Raw genomic sequence first — 15,406 nt, forward strand, 5'->3', positions numbered from 1 at the left:
TGGCCGCATGACCATCCGGGTCGGACTGTCGACCGCCTCGCTCTACCCCGACAACGCGGCGACCGCCTTCGCGACCGCTGCGCGGCTCGGCTACGACGCGATCGAGGTCATGGTCTGGACCGATCCGGTCACGCAGGAGGCGGGGGCCCTGCGGGCGCTGTCGGAGCTGCACGCCCTGCCGATCGTCTCGGTGCACGCGCCGACCCTGCTCCTGACCCAGCGCGTGTGGGGCACCGACCCGTGGGGCAAGGTCGACCGCTCGATCGACCTCGCGCTCGAGGTCGGCGCGGGCACCGTCGTGCTGCACCCGCCCTTCCGCTGGCAGCGGGAGTATGCCGCCGGGTTCGTCGACGGGGTGGCGCTGCGTGAGCACGAGTCGGGCATCAGGCTCGCGGTGGAGAACATGTACCCCTGGCGCACGGCGCGACGCGAGGTGATGGCCTACCTCCCGCACTGGGACCCGGTCGCCCAGCCCTACGACAACGTGACGCTCGACCTCTCGCACACCGCGACGGCCGGGTCCGACGCGCTCGCCATGGCACAGGCGCTGGGCGAGCGGCTGGCGCACCTGCACCTCGCCGACGGTCTGGGCTCGTTCCTCGACGAGCACCTCGTGCCGGGGCGTGGAGCCGAGCCGTGCGGGGCCGTGCTCGAGCACCTGGCCGACAGCGGCTGGGTCGGCGACGTCGTCGTCGAGGTGTCGACGCGCAAGGTCGGACGCGAGCAGCGGGAGGTCGACCTCGCCGAGGCGCTGGCCTTCGCCAGGCTCTCCCTCGTGCCGACCCGCGGAGCCAGCCGCATCTGACGCCCCCGCCTCGCAACACACCGAGAAGGTCGCAACACACCGGCACCCGATCCCGGTGCGTCGTGACATTCTCGGTTTGTTGCCCGGAGTGGGGCTGGGGTGTTGGGAGGGTCAGGTGGTGGTGGCGCGGCGCCAGCCACGCGGGCGCACCGACACCATGTCGACGCTCGCATCGGGCCCGGCGTCGATCGCGAGGCGTGCGGCCCGCACGACCGAGTCGACGTCGAGGTAGGAGTCCGCGTCGTACTCCGCGCCCTCGAACTCGACGAGCTCATGCTGCATGTCCGTGTCGACGCGGCCGGGGTGCAGCGACGTGACCCGGACGCCGCGCTCGCGCTCCTCCTGACGCAGCGAGTCGCTGAACGCGCGGAGGGCGAACTTCGAGGCGCAGTAGGCGCCAGAGGCCGGCGTCGCCGTGAGCCCCGACCCGGAGTTGATGGTGACGACGAGGCCGTGGGCGGCGCGCAGCGCGGGCAGGAGGGCCCGCGTGACGGCCGCGACGGCGACGACGTTGACGGTCATCGAGTCGGCCCAGTCCTGGACCGGCGATTCGGCGACCGTGCCGTTGCGCAGGACGCCGGCCGAGTGGACCAGCACGTCGACGCGGGGGAGGTGACGCACGATGGAGTCGAGCGCGGTCGCGAGCGACCCGCCGGGGGAGCAGTCGGCCAGGTCGGCGACGAACCCCTCGGCCGAGCAGAGGAATGCGACGACGTGGGCGACCGAGTCGGCGCTGCGACCACCGATGACGAGGTGGTGTGTCGGCGCCAGGTCCCGGGCGATGGCGAGCCCGATGCCGCGCGTCCCACCCGTGACCACCGCAACCGGCCGCCGGTCCGGGTTGGTTGCGCGGGCGTCGGACAGGGGCGCAGAGCTCATGGCGCCACCCTACGAGCCCACCCCCACTCGAGTGAGCGCGCAGCCTCACGAGCCGCGGTGCCGGTGTGGTGGGGCGCTCACTCGACGGGGAGGGTGGGGGCTGACTCGCAGAGGGAGGCGACGGCATACGCCATCGGTCGGGCGGGCAGGAGGTCAGGCGAGGCCGAGGGCCTGCGCCTCCTCCCACAGGTCGTCGCGGACGCGCGGGTGGGCGCACTTCTCGATGATGTCCTGGCACTGGTCCTTCTCGCTGCGGCCCCACAGCGGCGCGACGCCCAGCTCGGTGACGATGGCGCTCTGCTGGAAGCTCGTCACCGGCTCGTCGAGCAGCGGGACGATCGTCGACACGTCGGCCCGCGGGTGCCACGAGCGCAGCGCGATGAACGACTGGCCGCCTGCGGAGTGCAGCGCGCCGACGATGAAGTCGGTCTGTCCGCCGAAGCCGGAGTGGATGCGGGCGTTGATGCGCGAGGCGTTGGCCTGCCCGAAGAGGTCGACCTCGAGCGCGGTGTTGACCGACGTCATCTGCCGCTGCGAGGCGATGAGACCGGGGTCGTTCGTCTTCTCGGTGCGCATCATCCGGACGCGCGGGTTGCCATCGAGCCAGGCGTAGAGGTCGGTCGAGCCGAAGCTGAACGACGTGACGAGCGGGTGGTCCGGGTCGAGCGCGCCGGCCTCGTCGAGGGCGAGGACGCCGTCGGAGAACATCTCGGTCCACATCCGGATACCGCGGCGCGAGGTGAGGGCCGAGAGGGTCGCGTCGGGCACCGCGCCGATGCCGAGCTGCATCGTGGCGCCGTCCTGGACCATGGCGGCCACGCGCTCGCCGATGAGACGGCTCTCGGGGTCGGGCTCCGTCGCGGCGTGCGAGGGCATGGGCGCGTCGACCTCGACGAGCAGGTCGACGTGCTCGAGCGGCACCTGCGCGTCACCGAAGGTGTAGGGCATCTGCGGGTTGACGACCGCCACGACGAGCCCACCACGGGCCCGGCACGCCTCGAGGGCGGCAGGGAGGACGTTGACCTCGAGCCCCATGCTCACCTGGCCGTCGCGCGGGGGCGCGCAGTGCAGCAGGACGGCGTCGGGTGGCAGCGCCCGGTCGTAGAGCAGCGGCACGAGCGAGAGACGCGACGGCACGTAGCGCAGCCGCGGGTGCCGACGCATACCCGGGCCGACGAAGCACGTCTCGACGGTCACGCCGTCGCGGTCGGGCAGCCCCGCGGGCGCGTTGAGCGCGTGGAGCACGTAGGTCGGCTGGGCCGCGTCGAGCGCCCGGACCGCCTCCCACGGGACCGCCATGTTGCCGCTGACGACGACACGAGGGTTCTCCGGGAGCGCTCGAAGCCGTTGGGTGAGCTCGTCGATCGTCGCCGTTCGCACCCCTTCATCCTCGCGCAGCGCGTGCCGCGGCGAGGGCGTATGCCGTCCGACGTGACCAACGTCGCTCGGCGGGGGCGACGAGAGGCGAGTGGCGAGCGACGAATGGCGAGCGGCCGAGGGGTCAGCTGGCCTTCTTGGCGGCGGTCTTCTTCGTCGTGGTCTTGGCGGCGGACTTCTTGGCCGTCGTCTTGCTCGCGGCGGTCTTCCTCGTCGTCGCCTTGGCGGTGCTCTTCGATGCGGACTTCGCCGCCGTCTTCGACGCGGTCTTCTTCGCCGGCCCGTCGTCCGACGATCCGGACTCGTCGGAGGACCCACCGGTCCTGGCCGCCTTGGCCTTGTCGACGCTGCGCTGCAAGGCGGCGAGCAGGTCGACGACCTCGGTCTCCTCGCCCTTGGCCTCGGGCGTCTCGGTGATGTCGCCGCCTTCGATCTTCGTCGCGACGAGCTGGGTCACGGCCTCGGCGTAGTCGTCCTCGAACTCCTCGGGCTCGTAGTCGCCCGACAGGGAGTCGACGAGCGAGGAGGCCATGGCGAGCTCCTTCACCGTCGCGTGCGTCTCCTCCGACAGCGACTCGAACTCGGGGGCGCGCACCTCGTCGGCCCAGAGCAGCGTCTGGAGCACGATGACCCCGTCGCGCACGCGCAGCACCGCGAGGGTCATGCGGGTGCGCACCGAGACGGTGACGAGCGCCATCCGGTCGGCCTTCTCGAGGGCGTCGCGCAGCAGCACGTACGGCTTGAGGCCGGTCTTGTCGGGCTCGAGGTAGTAGCTCTTGTCGAAGAGCAGCGGGTCGATCTGCTCGGACGGCACGAACTTCTCGATCGAGATCTCCTTGGTCGACCGCGTCGGGAGGCTCTTGAGGTCCTCGTCGGTCAGCACGACCATCTGGCCGTCGGCGGCCTCGTAGCCCTTGGCGATGTCGGCGTAGGGCACCTCCTCGCCGTCGATCGAGCAGACGCGTTGGTACTTGATGCGGCCGCCGTCCTTCTCGTGGACCTGCCGGAACTGCACGTCGTGGTTCTCGGTCGCCGAAAAGAGTCGGACCGGCACATTGACGAGGCCGAACGACACGGCGCCTTTCCAGATGGCTCGCATGAGAACAAGAATGCACCCATGCGCCCCATGCTCGCGACGCCCACGACGACCATTCCGGTCGGCGACCGCTGGCAGCACGAGGTCAAGTGGGACGGCATGCGGGTGCTGGCCGACGTCGTGGACGGCGAGATCCGCCTCTTCTCCCGCACGGAACGCGACGTCACCGTGGCCTTCCCCGAGCTGCGGGGGCTCGCCGACGAGTACGCCGACATGCTGCTGGACGGCGAGATCGTCTCGATGCGCGACGGCGTGCCGTCGTTCGCCGCGATGGCCGAGCGCTTCCACGTCACCGATGCGCGCCGGGCGACGATGCTCGCCGAGGCCGCGCCCGTCACCCTGATGACGTTCGACCTGCTGCGGCTCTACGGCGTCGACCTCATGCCGCGCACCTGGGCCGACCGGCGCGCCACCCTCGAGCGGCTCGAGCTGGCGGGCCCCCGGTGGCAGACGCCGCCGACGTTCGGCGACGGGGTGACGCTCCACGCCGCGACGAAGGAGCAGGGCCTCGAGGGCATCGTGTCCAAGCGTGTCGACTCGGTCTACGTGCCCGGCCTCCGGTCGCCCCACTGGCTCAAGTCTCCCCACCGCGGCACCGTGTCCGTCGTCATCGGCGGGTGGCGCCCGGAGTCCACGGGCACCGTGTCCCGCCGCCTCGGCGCGGTCCTCGTCGGCGTCCCCGGCCCGGGTGGCCTGCGCTACCTGGGACGCGTCGGCTCGGGCCTCGCGGGCAAGACCGGACAGGCCCTGATGCGTGACCTCCAGACCCTCACCTCCGCCGAGTCCCCTTTTGCCACAGACGTCCCCGCCGAGGACGCGAACGGCGCGACGTGGGTGCACCCGGTCCTCGTCGCCGACGTGCAGTCGCTGGGACTGAGCAGTCAGGGGAGACTGCGCCAGCCGGCATACAAGGGCCTGCGCAGCGACCTCACCCCCGGTGACGTCGACGACCACGGGGACGGTGAGTGATGCCCTACGAGGCGCCGAAGGTGACCGTCGAGGTCGACGGACGGCGGATGAGGCTGTCGAGCCTCGAGAAGGTGATGTACCCGAAGGCCGGCACGACCAAGGCCCAGGTCATCGACTACTACGCGCGCATCGCGCCGGTGATCCTCCCGCACCTGCGCGACCGTGCCGTCACGCGAATCCGCTTCCCGCACGGGGTGGGCGACATGCAGTTCTTCGAGAAGAACATCCCCGCCGGCACCCCGTCGTGGATCCGCCGCGCGGGACGCGACCCCGTCTTCCCGCTCATCGACGACCTCGCCGGGCTGACGTTCTTCGCCAACCTCAACTCCCTCGAGCTGCACGTGCACCAGTGGCGCTACGCGGGGGAGGGGCGCGACGCGGAGGCGCTGAAACCCGACCGTCTCGTCATCGACCTCGACCCCGGGCCGGGGACCGGCCTGCACGAGTGCGCCCGCGTCGCGCTCGTCGTGCGCGAACGGCTCGGCCGCATCGGGCTCGACACGGTCCCGGTGACCAGCGGCAGCAAGGGTCTCCAGCTGTATGCCGTCCTGCCCGGGGCGCACACGAGCGACGAGATCCGCGACACCGTGCAGCAGCTCGCGCAGGAGCTGACCAAGGCCCACCCAGACCTCATCGTGTGGAAGATGGCCAAGGAGCTGCGCCCGGGCAAGATCTTCCTCGACTGGAGCCAGAACGTCGCCGCCAAGACGACGGTCTGCCCGTACTCCCTTCGCGGACGAGACCGTCCGACCGTGGCGGCGCCCCGCTCGTGGGACGAGATCGAGTCGGGCGCCGACGGCGGAGAGCTCGAGCAGCTGACGGCCGACGAGGTCCTCGACCGGGTGGCGCGTGACGGCGACCTCGCCGCCGAGATCAGCGCCTGAGGCGTCCACGGCCCGCGGCCGCCCCAGCCGCAGCAGTCAGGCGACGCACATGTGCACGTGGCCGTCGTGGACAGGCTCGAGGAGGTCGTATGCCGTGTGGTGGCCCGGGTGCCCACGGCGGGGTGTGCCCGCCGGAGAGAGCGCAAGGGACGTGACGGCATACGCCCTCGGAGCATGCGAGAGGGCCCGGCACGTGGAGTGCCGGGCCCTCTGACTGCGTCGGTGACCGGAGGTCAGTGCGCCTTGTCGTAGGCCGCCTGGACGTCGGCCGAGATGCGGCCGCGGTCCGAGACCGTGTGGCCGTTGGCGCGGGCCCACTCGCGGACCGCACCGAGGTCGCTCCGCTTTGCCGTGCTCGCGCCGGCCCGACGACGCGAGGCGGCCTTGGCTGCACCCGCCCGACGTGCATGGCCCGTCCACGTCGCGAAGTCATCGCGAAGCTTGCGGGCATTCTTGTCGGACAGGTCGATCTCGTACGAGACGCCATCCAGGGCGAAGGTCACCGTCTCGGCAGCCTTTCCACCGTCGATGTCGTCGATCAACACCACTTCGACACGCTGAGCCATGTTTCTCCATCTGAAGTTGTCTGCTATTCGGAGGGGATTCCGCGAATGCGCGACTCGCGGGCAGCATCAATTTAGCGCGAAGAGCCCGCAATTGCATTTCCTTCGAAAGCAATGGCGCGCATCGATAGGTAAAAGAGATGCGCCAAACTGTGCCGGAATGACAGAAAAGCCCCTGTCCGTGCCGTGTGCGGCGAACTGTCAGCGCTCCGTCGTCGGGGTCACGGAGTCGGCCTCGGTCGAGGTTTCGGCGGCCTTCGCCCGGCGGTCGTGCTCGGACTCCCACCGGGCCTGGGCGAGGCGCTCGCGACGGTCTCCTTCGAGGATGCTCTTGATGACGAAGTAGAAGAGGACGCCCACACCGACCGTCGGGACGATGGCGAGCACATAGGGCATGACCGATTCCATGCCGACATTTTCTCACGCCGCCACGCCCGCCCCTCACGAGCGGTGTCGCACCCCGGCCCTACGGTCATGCCATGGCTACAAGGACGACGACCCGACGCACGCCCGGCTTCCGCTGCGGTGAGTGCGGGTGGACCACCGCCAAGTGGGTCGGTCGCTGCGGTGAGTGCCAGGCCTGGGGCACGGTGGCCGAGACGGGTGCGCCCGCGGCCGCTCGCACCACCGCCGCCTCCGTCGTGACCCCGGCGCTGCGCATCGCCGACGTCGACGTGACGCGCGCGGCCGCCAGACCGACGGGCGTGGCGGAGTTCGACCGCGTCCTCGGTGGCGGCCTCGTGCCGGGCGGCGTGGTCCTCGTCGCCGGTGAGCCCGGCGTCGGCAAGTCGACGCTGCTCCTCGACGTCGCCGCGCGCGCGGCCCGTTCGGGCTCCGAGGTCCTCTACATCAGCGGTGAGGAGTCGGCTGCGCAGGTGCGCACCCGCGCCGAGCGCATCTCGGCGATGGCCGACACGCTCTACCTCGCCGCCGAGACCGACCTCGCCACCGTGCTCGGCCACGTCGAGGCGCGCGCGCCCGGACTGCTCGTCGTCGACTCCGTGCAGACCATCGCCAGTGCCGACGTCGAGGGCCAGGCCGGCAACGTCTCGCAGGTGCGTGAGGTGGCCGGTGCCCTCATAGCGGCCGCCAAGGCGCGCGGCATCGCGGTCCTCCTCGTCGGACACGTGACCAAGGACGGCTCGATCGCCGGTCCCCGCGTCCTCGAGCACCTCGTCGACGTCGTCATCCAGTTCGAGGGCGACCGACACTCGCGGCTGCGCCTCGTGCGCGCCGTCAAGAACCGCTTCGGGCCGACCGACGAGGTCGGCTGCTTCGACCTGTCCGACGTCGGCATCACCGGGCTGGCCGACCCGAGCGGGCTGTTCCTGTCGACCCGCGACCACGCGGTGCCGGGCACGTGCGTCACCGTGACCCTCGAGGGCCGACGCCCGCTCGTGGCCGAGGTGCAGGCGCTCGTCGCGACCTCGACGCTGCCGTCACCCCGGCGCACGTCCAGCGGGCTCGACGCCTCTCGGCTCGCGATGATCATCGCCGTCCTCGACAAGCGCGCCGGGGCGCCGGTGGGCTCGCGAGACATCTTCGCGGCCACCGTCGGAGGGGTGCGCATCACCGAGCCGGCCGCCGACCTCGCCATCGTCTGCGCCGTCGCCTCGTCCGTCATCGACAAGCCCCTCGCCACCGACGTCGTCGCCTTCGGGGAGGTGGGGCTGGCCGGTGAGGTGCGACGCGTCACGGGCCTCGACCGCCGCCTGGCCGAGGCGGCCCGGCTCGGCTTCCGGCACGCCCTCGTGCCCGCCGGCAGCCTCACCGACTCGTCCGTGCCCTCCGGGATCCGTGCCGTCGAGGTCGCCGACGTCCCGAGGGCCATCGAGGCGATGGGACGCCTCGCCGGTGGACGGTCAACGAACGCACCGGCCGTCGGCACCGTCTAGACTGCGACCGACCGGGGTGGACGCGCTCGGCGCCCCCATTGCGAACAGGGAAGTGATGGACCGGAACGACGAGCTGCTGCTGCGTGCGGCCCTCGCCGCCGTGGCACCCGGAACGGAGCTGCGCGACAGTCTCGAACGCATCCTCCGTGGACGCACCGGAGCCCTCATCGTGCTCGGTTTCGACCGCGTGGTCGACTCGATCTGCACGGGCGGCTTCGTGCTCGACATGGAGTTCTCGGCGACGCGCGTGCGCGAGCTGTGCAAGATGGACGGCGCCGTCGTGCTCGACCGTGAGGGCACCCGCATCCTGCGCGCCGCGACCCAGCTCGTGCCCGACTCGCGCATCGAGACCACCGAGTCCGGCACGCGCCACCGCACCGCCGAGCGGGTGGCCAAGCAGACCGGCTTCCCCGTCATCTCGGTCAGCCAGTCGATGGGCGTCGTCGCGCTCTACGTCGGCGACCTGCGCCACGTCATCGAGGGCTCGCCCACGACGCTCTCGCGCGCCGACCAGGCGCTGCAGACCCTCGAGCGCTACAAGGCGCGCCTCGACGAGGTCACGGGCACGCTGTCGGCGCTCGAGATCGAGGACCTCGTGACCATCCGCGACGTCACCGCGGTGCTCCAGCGCCTCGAGATGGTGCGGCGCATCTCGGCCGAGATCCAGGACTACGTCGTCGAGCTCGGCACCGACGGGCGCCTGCTCAGCCTGCAGCTCGAGGAGCTCGTCGGCGGCCTCGGCAACGACCGCGAGCTCGTCATCCGCGACTACCTCCCGGCGACCAAGTCCGGGCTCAGCCTCGGCGACGCCCTCGCCAACCTCCAGGCCCTCAACTCCGTCGAGCTGCTCGACCTCGCCGCGGGCGCCCGGGCCGTCGGCTTCTCCGTCGTCGGCGACAGCCTCGACGCCCCCGTGTCGCCGCAGGGCTACCGCCTCCTGACCAAGGTGCCGCGTCTGCCCACCGCGATCGTCGACCGGCTCGTGTCGCACTTCGAGTCGCTCCAGCGTCTGCTCGCCGCCGGCATCGAGGACCTCATGCTCGTCGAGGGCGTCGGCGAGGGACGGGCCCGCGCCGTGCGCGAGGGCCTCTCGCGACTCGCCGAGTCGAGCATCCTCGAGCGTTACGTCTGACCGGCTCTGCCGCCGCTTGCCGTATGCCGTCCCGTGAGGTCCCGCTGTCGCTGCTCCACGAGCGCGTCAACGGGTGGTACGCCGAGGCCGGGCGCCAGCACCTGCCGTGGCGCGAGCCCGACTGCAGCCCCTGGGGCGTCTTCCTCTCCGAGGTGATGTCGCAGCAGACGCCGCTCGCGCGGGTCGAGCCGATCTGGCGCGAGTGGATGGAGCGGTGGCCGACGCCGGCCGACCTCGCGGCCGCTGCGCCGGGAGATGCCGTGCGGGCCTGGGGACGGCTCGGCTACCCGCGCCGGGCCCTCCGGCTGCACGAGGCGGCAGGGGTGATGGTCGAGCTCCACGGCGGCGAGGTGCCGGACACGCCCGAGGGGCTGCTGGCCCTTCCCGGGGTCGGTGCCTACACGGCCGCAGCGGTGTCGTGCTTCGCCTTCGGCATCCCCGAGGTCGTCGTCGACACCAACGTCCGGCGTGTGCTGGCCCGCACCCTCGAGGGCAAGGCCTTCCCGAACCTCACGCTCAACCGGGCCGAGGCACGGCTGGCCGCGGACTCGATGCCCGCCGACCGCGCGACCGCGAACACGTGGAACGTCGCCGTGATGGAGCTCGGTGCCCTCGTCTGCGTGGCACGAGGTCCGCGCTGCGACGAGTGTCCGATCGCCGACCTGTGCGCGTGGAACGTCGCCGGTCGGCCGGCCTACGACGGACCGCCCCGGCGCGGCCAGTCCTGGCACGGGACCGACCGTCAGGTCCGGGGCGAGCTGCTGCGCCGCCTGCGCGACGCCCACGCGGCGCTCCCGCTCTCGCGTCTGGAGGACTCCGCCGACGACCGGGTGCAGGTCATGCGCTGTCTCGACTCGCTCGTGGCCGACGGTCTCGTCGAACCCCTGTCCCGCAACCGCTTCAGCCTCCCCACCTGACGGACTCTCCTTCCCGCCCCGACCACCCTCGAGAGCGTGGGACGCAGCGCCCAGTCGACTGTGACCAGGCGCTCACCCGAGGCGGCGGGGGCTCGGTCGAGGGGACGGGCGGGCGTTCAGAGGTTGCCGAGGACGGACCGCACGTCGACGGCGATCACCACGCGCTCGGGGTTGGGGCGAGGCTCGCGGTAGCGGGCGGCATACCGCTGCTCGGCATCGGCCACGGACGCCGGGTCGTCGAGGACGCGCGCCGTGCCCTGGAGCGAGAGCCAGTGGCGGCCGTCGACCTGACAGAGCACGGCCTGGCAGCCGGCAAGGGCGTTGCGCGCCTTGCGGCTGCCCCGGCTGGTGATGACCCGGGCGATCGACGTCTCCGGGTCCCACGTGAACCCGACGGGCACGACGTGCGGCGAGCCGTCCGGTCGCAGCGTCGTCAACGTGGCGAGGTGGCGCACCGACATGAACTCGAGGGCGGCAGAGGACAGGTTACGGGGAGGGGTCGCCACCCGGGCCAGACTACGAGACGCCGTGTCCGGCGGTCCCGGACGTGTCCCGTTGAAGCCGAGCCGGCTCCTCGGTAGCGTGGCCCCTTGTGCCTGCCCTCGTCCGACCGTCGTGAAGACCTTCTGGCTGCTCGTCCGAGCCGGCTTCAGGAGGCACTCGACGTACCGGTTGGCGCTCCTCGCCGGGATGACGACGAACTCCGTCTTCGGTTTCATCCGCGCCTCGATCCTGCTCGCAGCGCTCGCCTCGGCGGGCACGGCCATCGGCGGCTACGACGCTCCCACGACGATCGCGTTCGTCTGGTGGGGTCAGGCGCTGCTCGGCACGGTCAACCTGTGGGGATTCGCCGAGGTCAAGGACCGGGTGCGCACGGGTGACATCGCCGTCGACTTCCTGAGGCCCGTCAATCCCCAGATGGCTTATCTCGCAGGCGATCTCGGACGGGCGGGCATCAACCTCGTCGGTCGCGGCCTGCCTGCCCTCCTGCTCGGTGCGCTCCTCTTCGACATGGCCTGGCCGCCGTCCGCCGTCAGCTGGGCCTCGGGCGCGGTGTCGGTCCTGCTCGCGGTCGTCGTCGCCTTCGCCGGCAACTTCGTCATCAACCTGCTCGCGTTCTGGCTCGTCGAGATCCGCGGCATCACGCTCCTGTGGATGATCACGGGTGGCCTGCTCTGCGGTCTCTACCTGCCCGTGCCGTGGTTCCCGGACTGGCTGCGCACCATCGCCAACTGGTCGCCCTTCCCGTCGATGCTGCAGAACCCGATCGACATCCTGGCCGGTCGCGTGGTCGGGGTCGACATCGTGTCGGCGGTCGGGGTGCAGGTCTTCTGGGCCGCCGTGCTGCTCGTCCTCGGACAGGTCGTGCTGCGCGCCGGTCGCCGTCGTCTGGAGGTGCAGGGTGGCTGAGGTGACGCTCTCCCAGCGGCTGCGCCCCTACCGGGTGCTGCTCGCCTCCCGGGCCCGCGCGCAGATGCAGTACCGCGCGTCCTTCGTCACCGACATCCTCGGAACCGTCGGCGTCGGTCTCGCCGAGTTCGCGGAGGTGTGGGTGATCTTCCACAACGTCGACGTGCTCGGCGGGCTCGACTTCACCGCGGCCCTGCTCGTCTTCGCCCTGTCCAACCTGGCGTTCTCGCTCGCCGACATGTTCGTCGGTCACCTCGACCAGCTGCCGCGGTACATCCGCGCCGGTCAGGTCGATGCCTTCTACGTCCGTCCGCTGCCGCTGCTGGCCCAGCTCATGACGAGCGACCTGTCGCTCCGGAGAGTCGGGCGCCTGTCCGTGGCACTCGTCGCCCTCACCGTCGCACTGACGACCGCCGACATCACCTGGTCGGCGGAGACCGTGGCGCTCATCGTGCTGAGCGTCGTCAGCGGCACCGCGATCTTCTCGGCCCTCTTCACCGCCGCGGGCGGCCTCCAGTTCTTCCTCGTGGACGGCGCCGAGTTCACCAACGCCTTCACCTACGGCGGGTCGTATGCCGCCCAGCAGAGTCAGCAGGTCTTCCCCGACCCGCTCCGCATCTTCTGGACGTTCGTCGTGCCGACGGCGTTCGTCGCCTACATCCCGGCGGTCGCGATCCTCGACATCGAGGACCCTCTCGCGCCCACCTGGCTCGCCTGGCTCACACCCCTGGCCGCACTGCTGGCCTGGGGCATCGCGGCGGCGTGCTGGCGACTCGGGACCCGTCACTACCAAGGAGCAGGCGGATGAGCATCATCGAGACCCGCGACCTCGTGCGCGACTTCAAGAAGACGCGCGCCGTCGACCGGATGACCTTCTCGGTCGAGCCCGGTGAGGCGGTCGGATACATCGGCGCCAACGGCGCCGGCAAGTCGACGACGATCAAGATGCTGACCGGCATCCTCAAGCCGACGTCCGGGCACGTGCGCACGTGCGGGCTCGACCCGATGCGCCAGCGGGTGGAGGTCGCGCGTCGCGTCGGGGTGGTCTTCGGCCAGCGCTCGCAGCTGTGGTGGGACCTGCCGCTCCGCGACTCGTTCGCGATCCTCGGGGCGATCCACCGGATGGACGAGCCGTCGACCCGGGCCCGCACCGACGTGCTCGTCGAGCAGCTCGAGATGGGGCCGCAGCTGGGCACGGCGGTGCGCTCGCTCTCGCTCGGCCAGCGGATGCGGGCCGAGATCGCCGCCGCGCTGCTGCACTCGCCGGAGCTGCTCGTCCTCGACGAGCCGACGATCGGTCTGGACGTGCTGTCCAAGCAGCGGCTGCGTGAGTTCCTCGTGGCCGAACGTCGGGAGCAGGGCACCACCCTGCTCCTGACGACGCACGACATGGGCGACATCGAACGGCTCTGCGACCGGGTCCTCGTCGTCGACCACGGCCGGCTCGCGTTCGACGGCACGTTGACCGGCCTCGCCCGCACGGTCGGCGCTCAGCGCATCCTCGTCATCGACCTGGCGCAGCCGACACCCGACCTCGCCGACGTCCCCGGCGCGACCCTGGTCGAGAGCGAGTCGGACGGGCTGCGCCAACGGCTCTCCTTCGACGCCGAGGCCACGACGGTGGCAGCCGTGCTCGCCCACGTGTCCTCGCGCCACGAGGTGCGCGACCTGACGATCGAGGAGCCCGACATCGAGGACGTCGTCCGGCGCATCTACGCGGCCTCCGGTCGCGGCTGACGTCAGCGTAGAGAGACCACGTCCCCGCTTCGTCGCCTTTCGACGGTGGGGAGGGGGCCGGACGTGGCCTCTCGACGGTCAGAGGGCGCGGAGCATCCGGGTGTTGCCGAGGGTGTTGGGCTTGACGCGCTCGAGGTCGAGGAACTCGGCGACACCCTCGTCGTAGGAGCGCAGCAGCTCGGCGTACACGTCCATCGGGACGGCCTGGCCCTCGATGACCTCGAAGCCGTGCCGGACGAAGAAGTCCGTCTCGAAGGTCAGGCAGAAGAGCCGCTCGACACCGATCTTTCGCGCGTCCTGCACGAGCTCCTCGAGCAGCCGGCCACCGAGGCCGGTGCCGAGCTGGTCGGGGGCGACGGCCAGGGTACGGATCTCGGCGAGGTCCTCCCACATGACGTGCAGCGCGCCGCAGCCGACGACGCGACCGTCGAGCTCGGCGACCCGGAACTCCTGGAGGCTCTCGAAGTACGTCACAGCCTCCTTGCTGACGAGCACCCGGCGCTCGGCCAGCGGCGCCACGAGGGCCCGGATGGCACGGACGTCGGAGGTCCGGGCCCGCCGGATCACGGGAGTGTCGCCGCTCACGAGAGGTTCCCGTCGCGGAACTCGGCGAAGAGGCTGCGCGCCTGGTTGCCGAGGACGACGATCGACTGCTGGCCCGCCCAGCCGAAGGCCCCCTGGGCGACCCCCCGTCCCACCTTGAGCGGGCTCAGCTGGTGCAGGCCTGCGGTGAAGGTGAGGATCTGCTCGGCCGAGAGGTTGCTCTTCCCGACCTTGCTGAAGCTCGTCAACGCCGACGGGATCGCGATCGGCCCGGCGAGCTTGGCCTTGATCGCCGCGGCCAGGATGACCTCACCCTGGTGTCGAGACCTGCCGAAGTCCCCGTCGGGCAGGGTCTTTCGCTCGCGTGCGTAGGCGAGTGCCTCGGCGCCTGACAGCGTCTGGGCGCCCGCCTGGATGACGAGGTTCTTGGCGTGCGATGCCACCACGGTCTTCGGGATGACGATGGGGACGCCGCCCTCGGCGTCGACGATCTTCTTGAAGCCGCTGAAGCCGAGCACGACGTAGCCCTCGACGGGCAGCCCCGTCACGGACCTGACGGTGCTCACCTGGGCGCGCGGGCCGCCGAACACCATGGCCGAGTTGATCTTGCCCTTGCCGCCGGTCGACAGGGGGACCCACAGGTCGCGGGCCATGCCCATGACAGCGCCGCCGCCCTTGCCGTCGACGCCGATGACCTGGAGCACGTCGGCGCGGGTGCGCTCGAGGGGCTGGCCCTTGCGGGCGTCGGACCCGATGGCGAGCACCCAGCGCGGTCCGCCGCCGAGGCTCGGCGTCGGCACCCCCAGGGACGGCCACCAGCCGCCGACGACCTTCCACGTCGGTCCGACGGCCAGGGTCACGTCGTCGCCGGCGGTGACCACGGCGACGGGCGTGCCCATCCACGACCCCACCTTCGCCGTGGCGTCGACCGAACCCGTCGCGGCCTTGCGCGTCGTGAGCGCCTTCGCCGCGGTGGGGGAGGACGTATGCGTGAGGTCGCCTCCGGCATACAGGGTGGAGACGAGCGCGGCGAGCGGCGCAGGCGCCCCGCTGACGTGGACACCCGAGGTCGCGGAGCCGGATCCCGACGGGCTTCCCTCGGACGAGGAGGCGGGGCCCGACGACGCGCCGGGACTGCTCGGGGCGCCGCTCGAGCACCCGGCGAGCGCCAGGGCTGAGACCGTCACCGCCGACCCGAC

17 protein-coding genes are annotated in these 15,406 nt (G+C 71.5%); 9 read left to right on the forward strand and 8 right to left on the reverse strand.

Going from position 1 to position 15,406, the window contains the following annotated elements; all coding sequences use genetic code 11:
• The first annotated feature begins 7 nt into the window (after positions 1-7).
• The gene (locus ASG96_RS02470; protein WP_057586400.1) at positions 8-805 is read left to right on the forward strand and encodes a sugar phosphate isomerase/epimerase; all 798 of its coding nucleotides are present in this window, start codon (positions 8-10) and stop codon (positions 803-805) included.
• A gap of 111 nt (positions 806-916) precedes the next feature.
• Here the strand turns inward: ASG96_RS02470 and ASG96_RS02475 are convergent, their stop codons facing one another.
• The 3 genes from ASG96_RS02475 to ASG96_RS02485 form a co-directional block, all read right to left on the reverse strand.
• A complete protein-coding gene (locus tag ASG96_RS02475; protein WP_057586401.1) occupies positions 917-1,684 on the reverse strand; it encodes an SDR family oxidoreductase in 768 nt (255 codons plus the stop codon).
• A 153-nt stretch (positions 1,685-1,837) separates the two neighbouring features.
• Positions 1,838-3,064 (reverse strand): acetyl-CoA hydrolase/transferase family protein, encoded by a 1,227-nt coding sequence (locus ASG96_RS02480; protein WP_057586404.1) that lies wholly within the window; start codon positions 3,062-3,064, stop codon positions 1,838-1,840.
• 121 nt (positions 3,065-3,185) lie between these two features.
• On the reverse strand, positions 3,186-4,160 hold the full coding sequence (locus ASG96_RS02485; protein WP_057586406.1) for a Ku protein: 975 nt from the start codon (positions 4,158-4,160) through the stop codon (positions 3,186-3,188).
• A gap of 18 nt (positions 4,161-4,178) precedes the next feature.
• On the opposite strand from ASG96_RS02485, the gene ligD (ASG96_RS02490) reads away from it, so the two are divergent.
• Positions 4,179-5,126, forward strand: coding sequence for a non-homologous end-joining DNA ligase (gene ligD / locus ASG96_RS02490; RefSeq protein ID WP_057586408.1), 948 nt, complete (start codon positions 4,179-4,181; stop codon positions 5,124-5,126).
• On the forward strand, positions 5,126-6,010 hold the full coding sequence (ligD, locus tag ASG96_RS02495; protein WP_057586410.1) for a non-homologous end-joining DNA ligase: 885 nt from the start codon (positions 5,126-5,128) through the stop codon (positions 6,008-6,010). Before ligD (ASG96_RS02490) ends, ligD (ASG96_RS02495) begins: the two co-directional genes overlap by 1 nt.
• A gap of 233 nt (positions 6,011-6,243) precedes the next feature.
• Here the strand turns inward: ligD (ASG96_RS02495) and ASG96_RS02500 are convergent, their stop codons facing one another.
• Together ASG96_RS02500 and ASG96_RS02505 are read right to left on the reverse strand one after the other, a co-directional pair.
• Positions 6,244-6,576, reverse strand: coding sequence for an Lsr2 family protein (locus ASG96_RS02500; RefSeq protein WP_056759964.1), 333 nt, complete (start codon positions 6,574-6,576; stop codon positions 6,244-6,246).
• A gap of 198 nt (positions 6,577-6,774) precedes the next feature.
• On the reverse strand, positions 6,775-6,981 hold the full coding sequence (locus tag ASG96_RS02505) for a hypothetical protein (protein ID WP_056759962.1): 207 nt from the start codon (positions 6,979-6,981) through the stop codon (positions 6,775-6,777).
• A 71-nt stretch (positions 6,982-7,052) separates the two neighbouring features.
• Here ASG96_RS02505 and radA point away from each other — a divergent pair, with 71 nt between their 5' ends.
• Genes radA through ASG96_RS02520 form a run of 3 tightly spaced genes read left to right on the forward strand, consistent with a single transcriptional unit; the run spans position 7,053 to position 10,517 of the window.
• Positions 7,053-8,468 carry a DNA repair protein RadA gene (gene radA, locus ASG96_RS02510; protein WP_056759960.1) on the forward strand — a complete coding sequence of 472 codons (1,416 nt, stop codon included), beginning with the start codon at positions 7,053-7,055 and terminating at the stop codon, positions 8,466-8,468.
• A 55-nt stretch (positions 8,469-8,523) separates the two neighbouring features.
• On the forward strand, positions 8,524-9,600 hold the full coding sequence (gene disA / locus ASG96_RS02515) for a DNA integrity scanning diadenylate cyclase DisA (protein WP_056759959.1): 1,077 nt from the start codon (positions 8,524-8,526) through the stop codon (positions 9,598-9,600).
• A gap of 23 nt (positions 9,601-9,623) precedes the next feature.
• Entirely contained in the window at positions 9,624-10,517 is an 894-nt protein-coding gene (locus ASG96_RS02520) for an A/G-specific adenine glycosylase (RefSeq protein ID WP_056759957.1), read from the forward strand.
• A gap of 116 nt (positions 10,518-10,633) precedes the next feature.
• Here the strand turns inward: ASG96_RS02520 and ASG96_RS02525 are convergent, their stop codons facing one another.
• Positions 10,634-11,023, reverse strand: a complete 390-nt coding sequence (locus ASG96_RS02525; RefSeq protein ID WP_304437874.1) for a PPOX class F420-dependent oxidoreductase — start codon at positions 11,021-11,023, stop codon at positions 10,634-10,636.
• Between the two features lie 109 nt (positions 11,024-11,132).
• Here ASG96_RS02525 and ASG96_RS02530 point away from each other — a divergent pair, with 109 nt between their 5' ends.
• Genes ASG96_RS02530 through ASG96_RS02540 form a run of 3 tightly spaced genes read left to right on the forward strand, consistent with a single transcriptional unit; the run spans position 11,133 to position 13,664 of the window.
• Positions 11,133-11,927 (forward strand): ABC-2 family transporter protein, encoded by a 795-nt coding sequence (locus ASG96_RS02530; protein WP_057586733.1) that lies wholly within the window; start codon positions 11,133-11,135, stop codon positions 11,925-11,927.
• A 1-nt stretch (position 11,928) separates the two neighbouring features.
• A complete protein-coding gene (locus tag ASG96_RS02535) occupies positions 11,929-12,735 on the forward strand; it encodes an ABC transporter permease (RefSeq protein WP_369793633.1) in 807 nt (268 codons plus the stop codon).
• Positions 12,732-13,664, forward strand: coding sequence for an ATP-binding cassette domain-containing protein (locus ASG96_RS02540; RefSeq protein WP_057586412.1), 933 nt, complete (start codon positions 12,732-12,734; stop codon positions 13,662-13,664). Before ASG96_RS02535 ends, ASG96_RS02540 begins: the two co-directional genes overlap by 4 nt.
• Positions 13,665-13,742: 78 nt before the next feature.
• Here ASG96_RS02540 and ASG96_RS02545 read toward each other — a convergent pair whose 3' ends face one another.
• Entirely contained in the window at positions 13,743-14,249 is a 507-nt protein-coding gene (locus ASG96_RS02545; RefSeq protein WP_057586414.1) for an amino-acid N-acetyltransferase, read from the reverse strand.
• Positions 14,246-15,394 carry an LCP family protein gene (locus tag ASG96_RS02550; RefSeq protein WP_157610600.1) on the reverse strand — a complete coding sequence of 383 codons (1,149 nt, stop codon included), beginning with the start codon at positions 15,392-15,394 and terminating at the stop codon, positions 14,246-14,248. The genes ASG96_RS02545 and ASG96_RS02550 overlap by 4 nt, the downstream gene beginning before the upstream one ends.
• Positions 15,395-15,406 lie beyond the last annotated feature (12 nt).

The organism is Terrabacter sp. Soil810 (assembly GCF_001429645.1).
In the GTDB taxonomy this organism is placed as follows: domain Bacteria; phylum Actinomycetota; class Actinomycetes; order Actinomycetales; family Dermatophilaceae; genus Terrabacter.

Excerpts from the sequence above, each read along its gene's own strand:
- ASG96_RS02485 (WP_057586406.1), bottom strand. The coding sequence starts at position 4,160 with ATGCGAGCCATCTGGAAAGGCGCCGTGTCGTTCGGCCTCGTCAATGTG.
- ASG96_RS02505 (WP_056759962.1), bottom strand. The coding sequence starts at position 6,981 with ATGGAATCGGTCATGCCCTATGTGCTCGCCATCGTCCCGACGGTCGGT.
- disA (WP_056759959.1), top strand. The coding sequence starts at position 8,524 with ATGGACCGGAACGACGAGCTGCTGCTGCGTGCGGCCCTCGCCGCCGTG.
- ASG96_RS02470 (WP_057586400.1), top strand. The coding sequence starts at position 8 with ATGACCATCCGGGTCGGACTGTCGACCGCCTCGCTCTACCCCGACAAC.
- radA (WP_056759960.1), top strand. The coding sequence starts at position 7,053 with ATGGCTACAAGGACGACGACCCGACGCACGCCCGGCTTCCGCTGCGGT.
- ASG96_RS02540 (WP_057586412.1), top strand. The coding sequence starts at position 12,732 with ATGAGCATCATCGAGACCCGCGACCTCGTGCGCGACTTCAAGAAGACG.
- ligD (WP_057586410.1), top strand. The coding sequence starts at position 5,126 with ATGCCCTACGAGGCGCCGAAGGTGACCGTCGAGGTCGACGGACGGCGG.
- ligD (WP_057586408.1), top strand. The coding sequence starts at position 4,179 with ATGCGCCCCATGCTCGCGACGCCCACGACGACCATTCCGGTCGGCGAC.
- ASG96_RS02520 (WP_056759957.1), top strand. The coding sequence starts at position 9,624 with ATGCCGTCCCGTGAGGTCCCGCTGTCGCTGCTCCACGAGCGCGTCAAC.
- ASG96_RS02500 (WP_056759964.1), bottom strand. The coding sequence starts at position 6,576 with ATGGCTCAGCGTGTCGAAGTGGTGTTGATCGACGACATCGACGGTGGA.
- ASG96_RS02475 (WP_057586401.1), bottom strand. The coding sequence starts at position 1,684 with ATGAGCTCTGCGCCCCTGTCCGACGCCCGCGCAACCAACCCGGACCGG.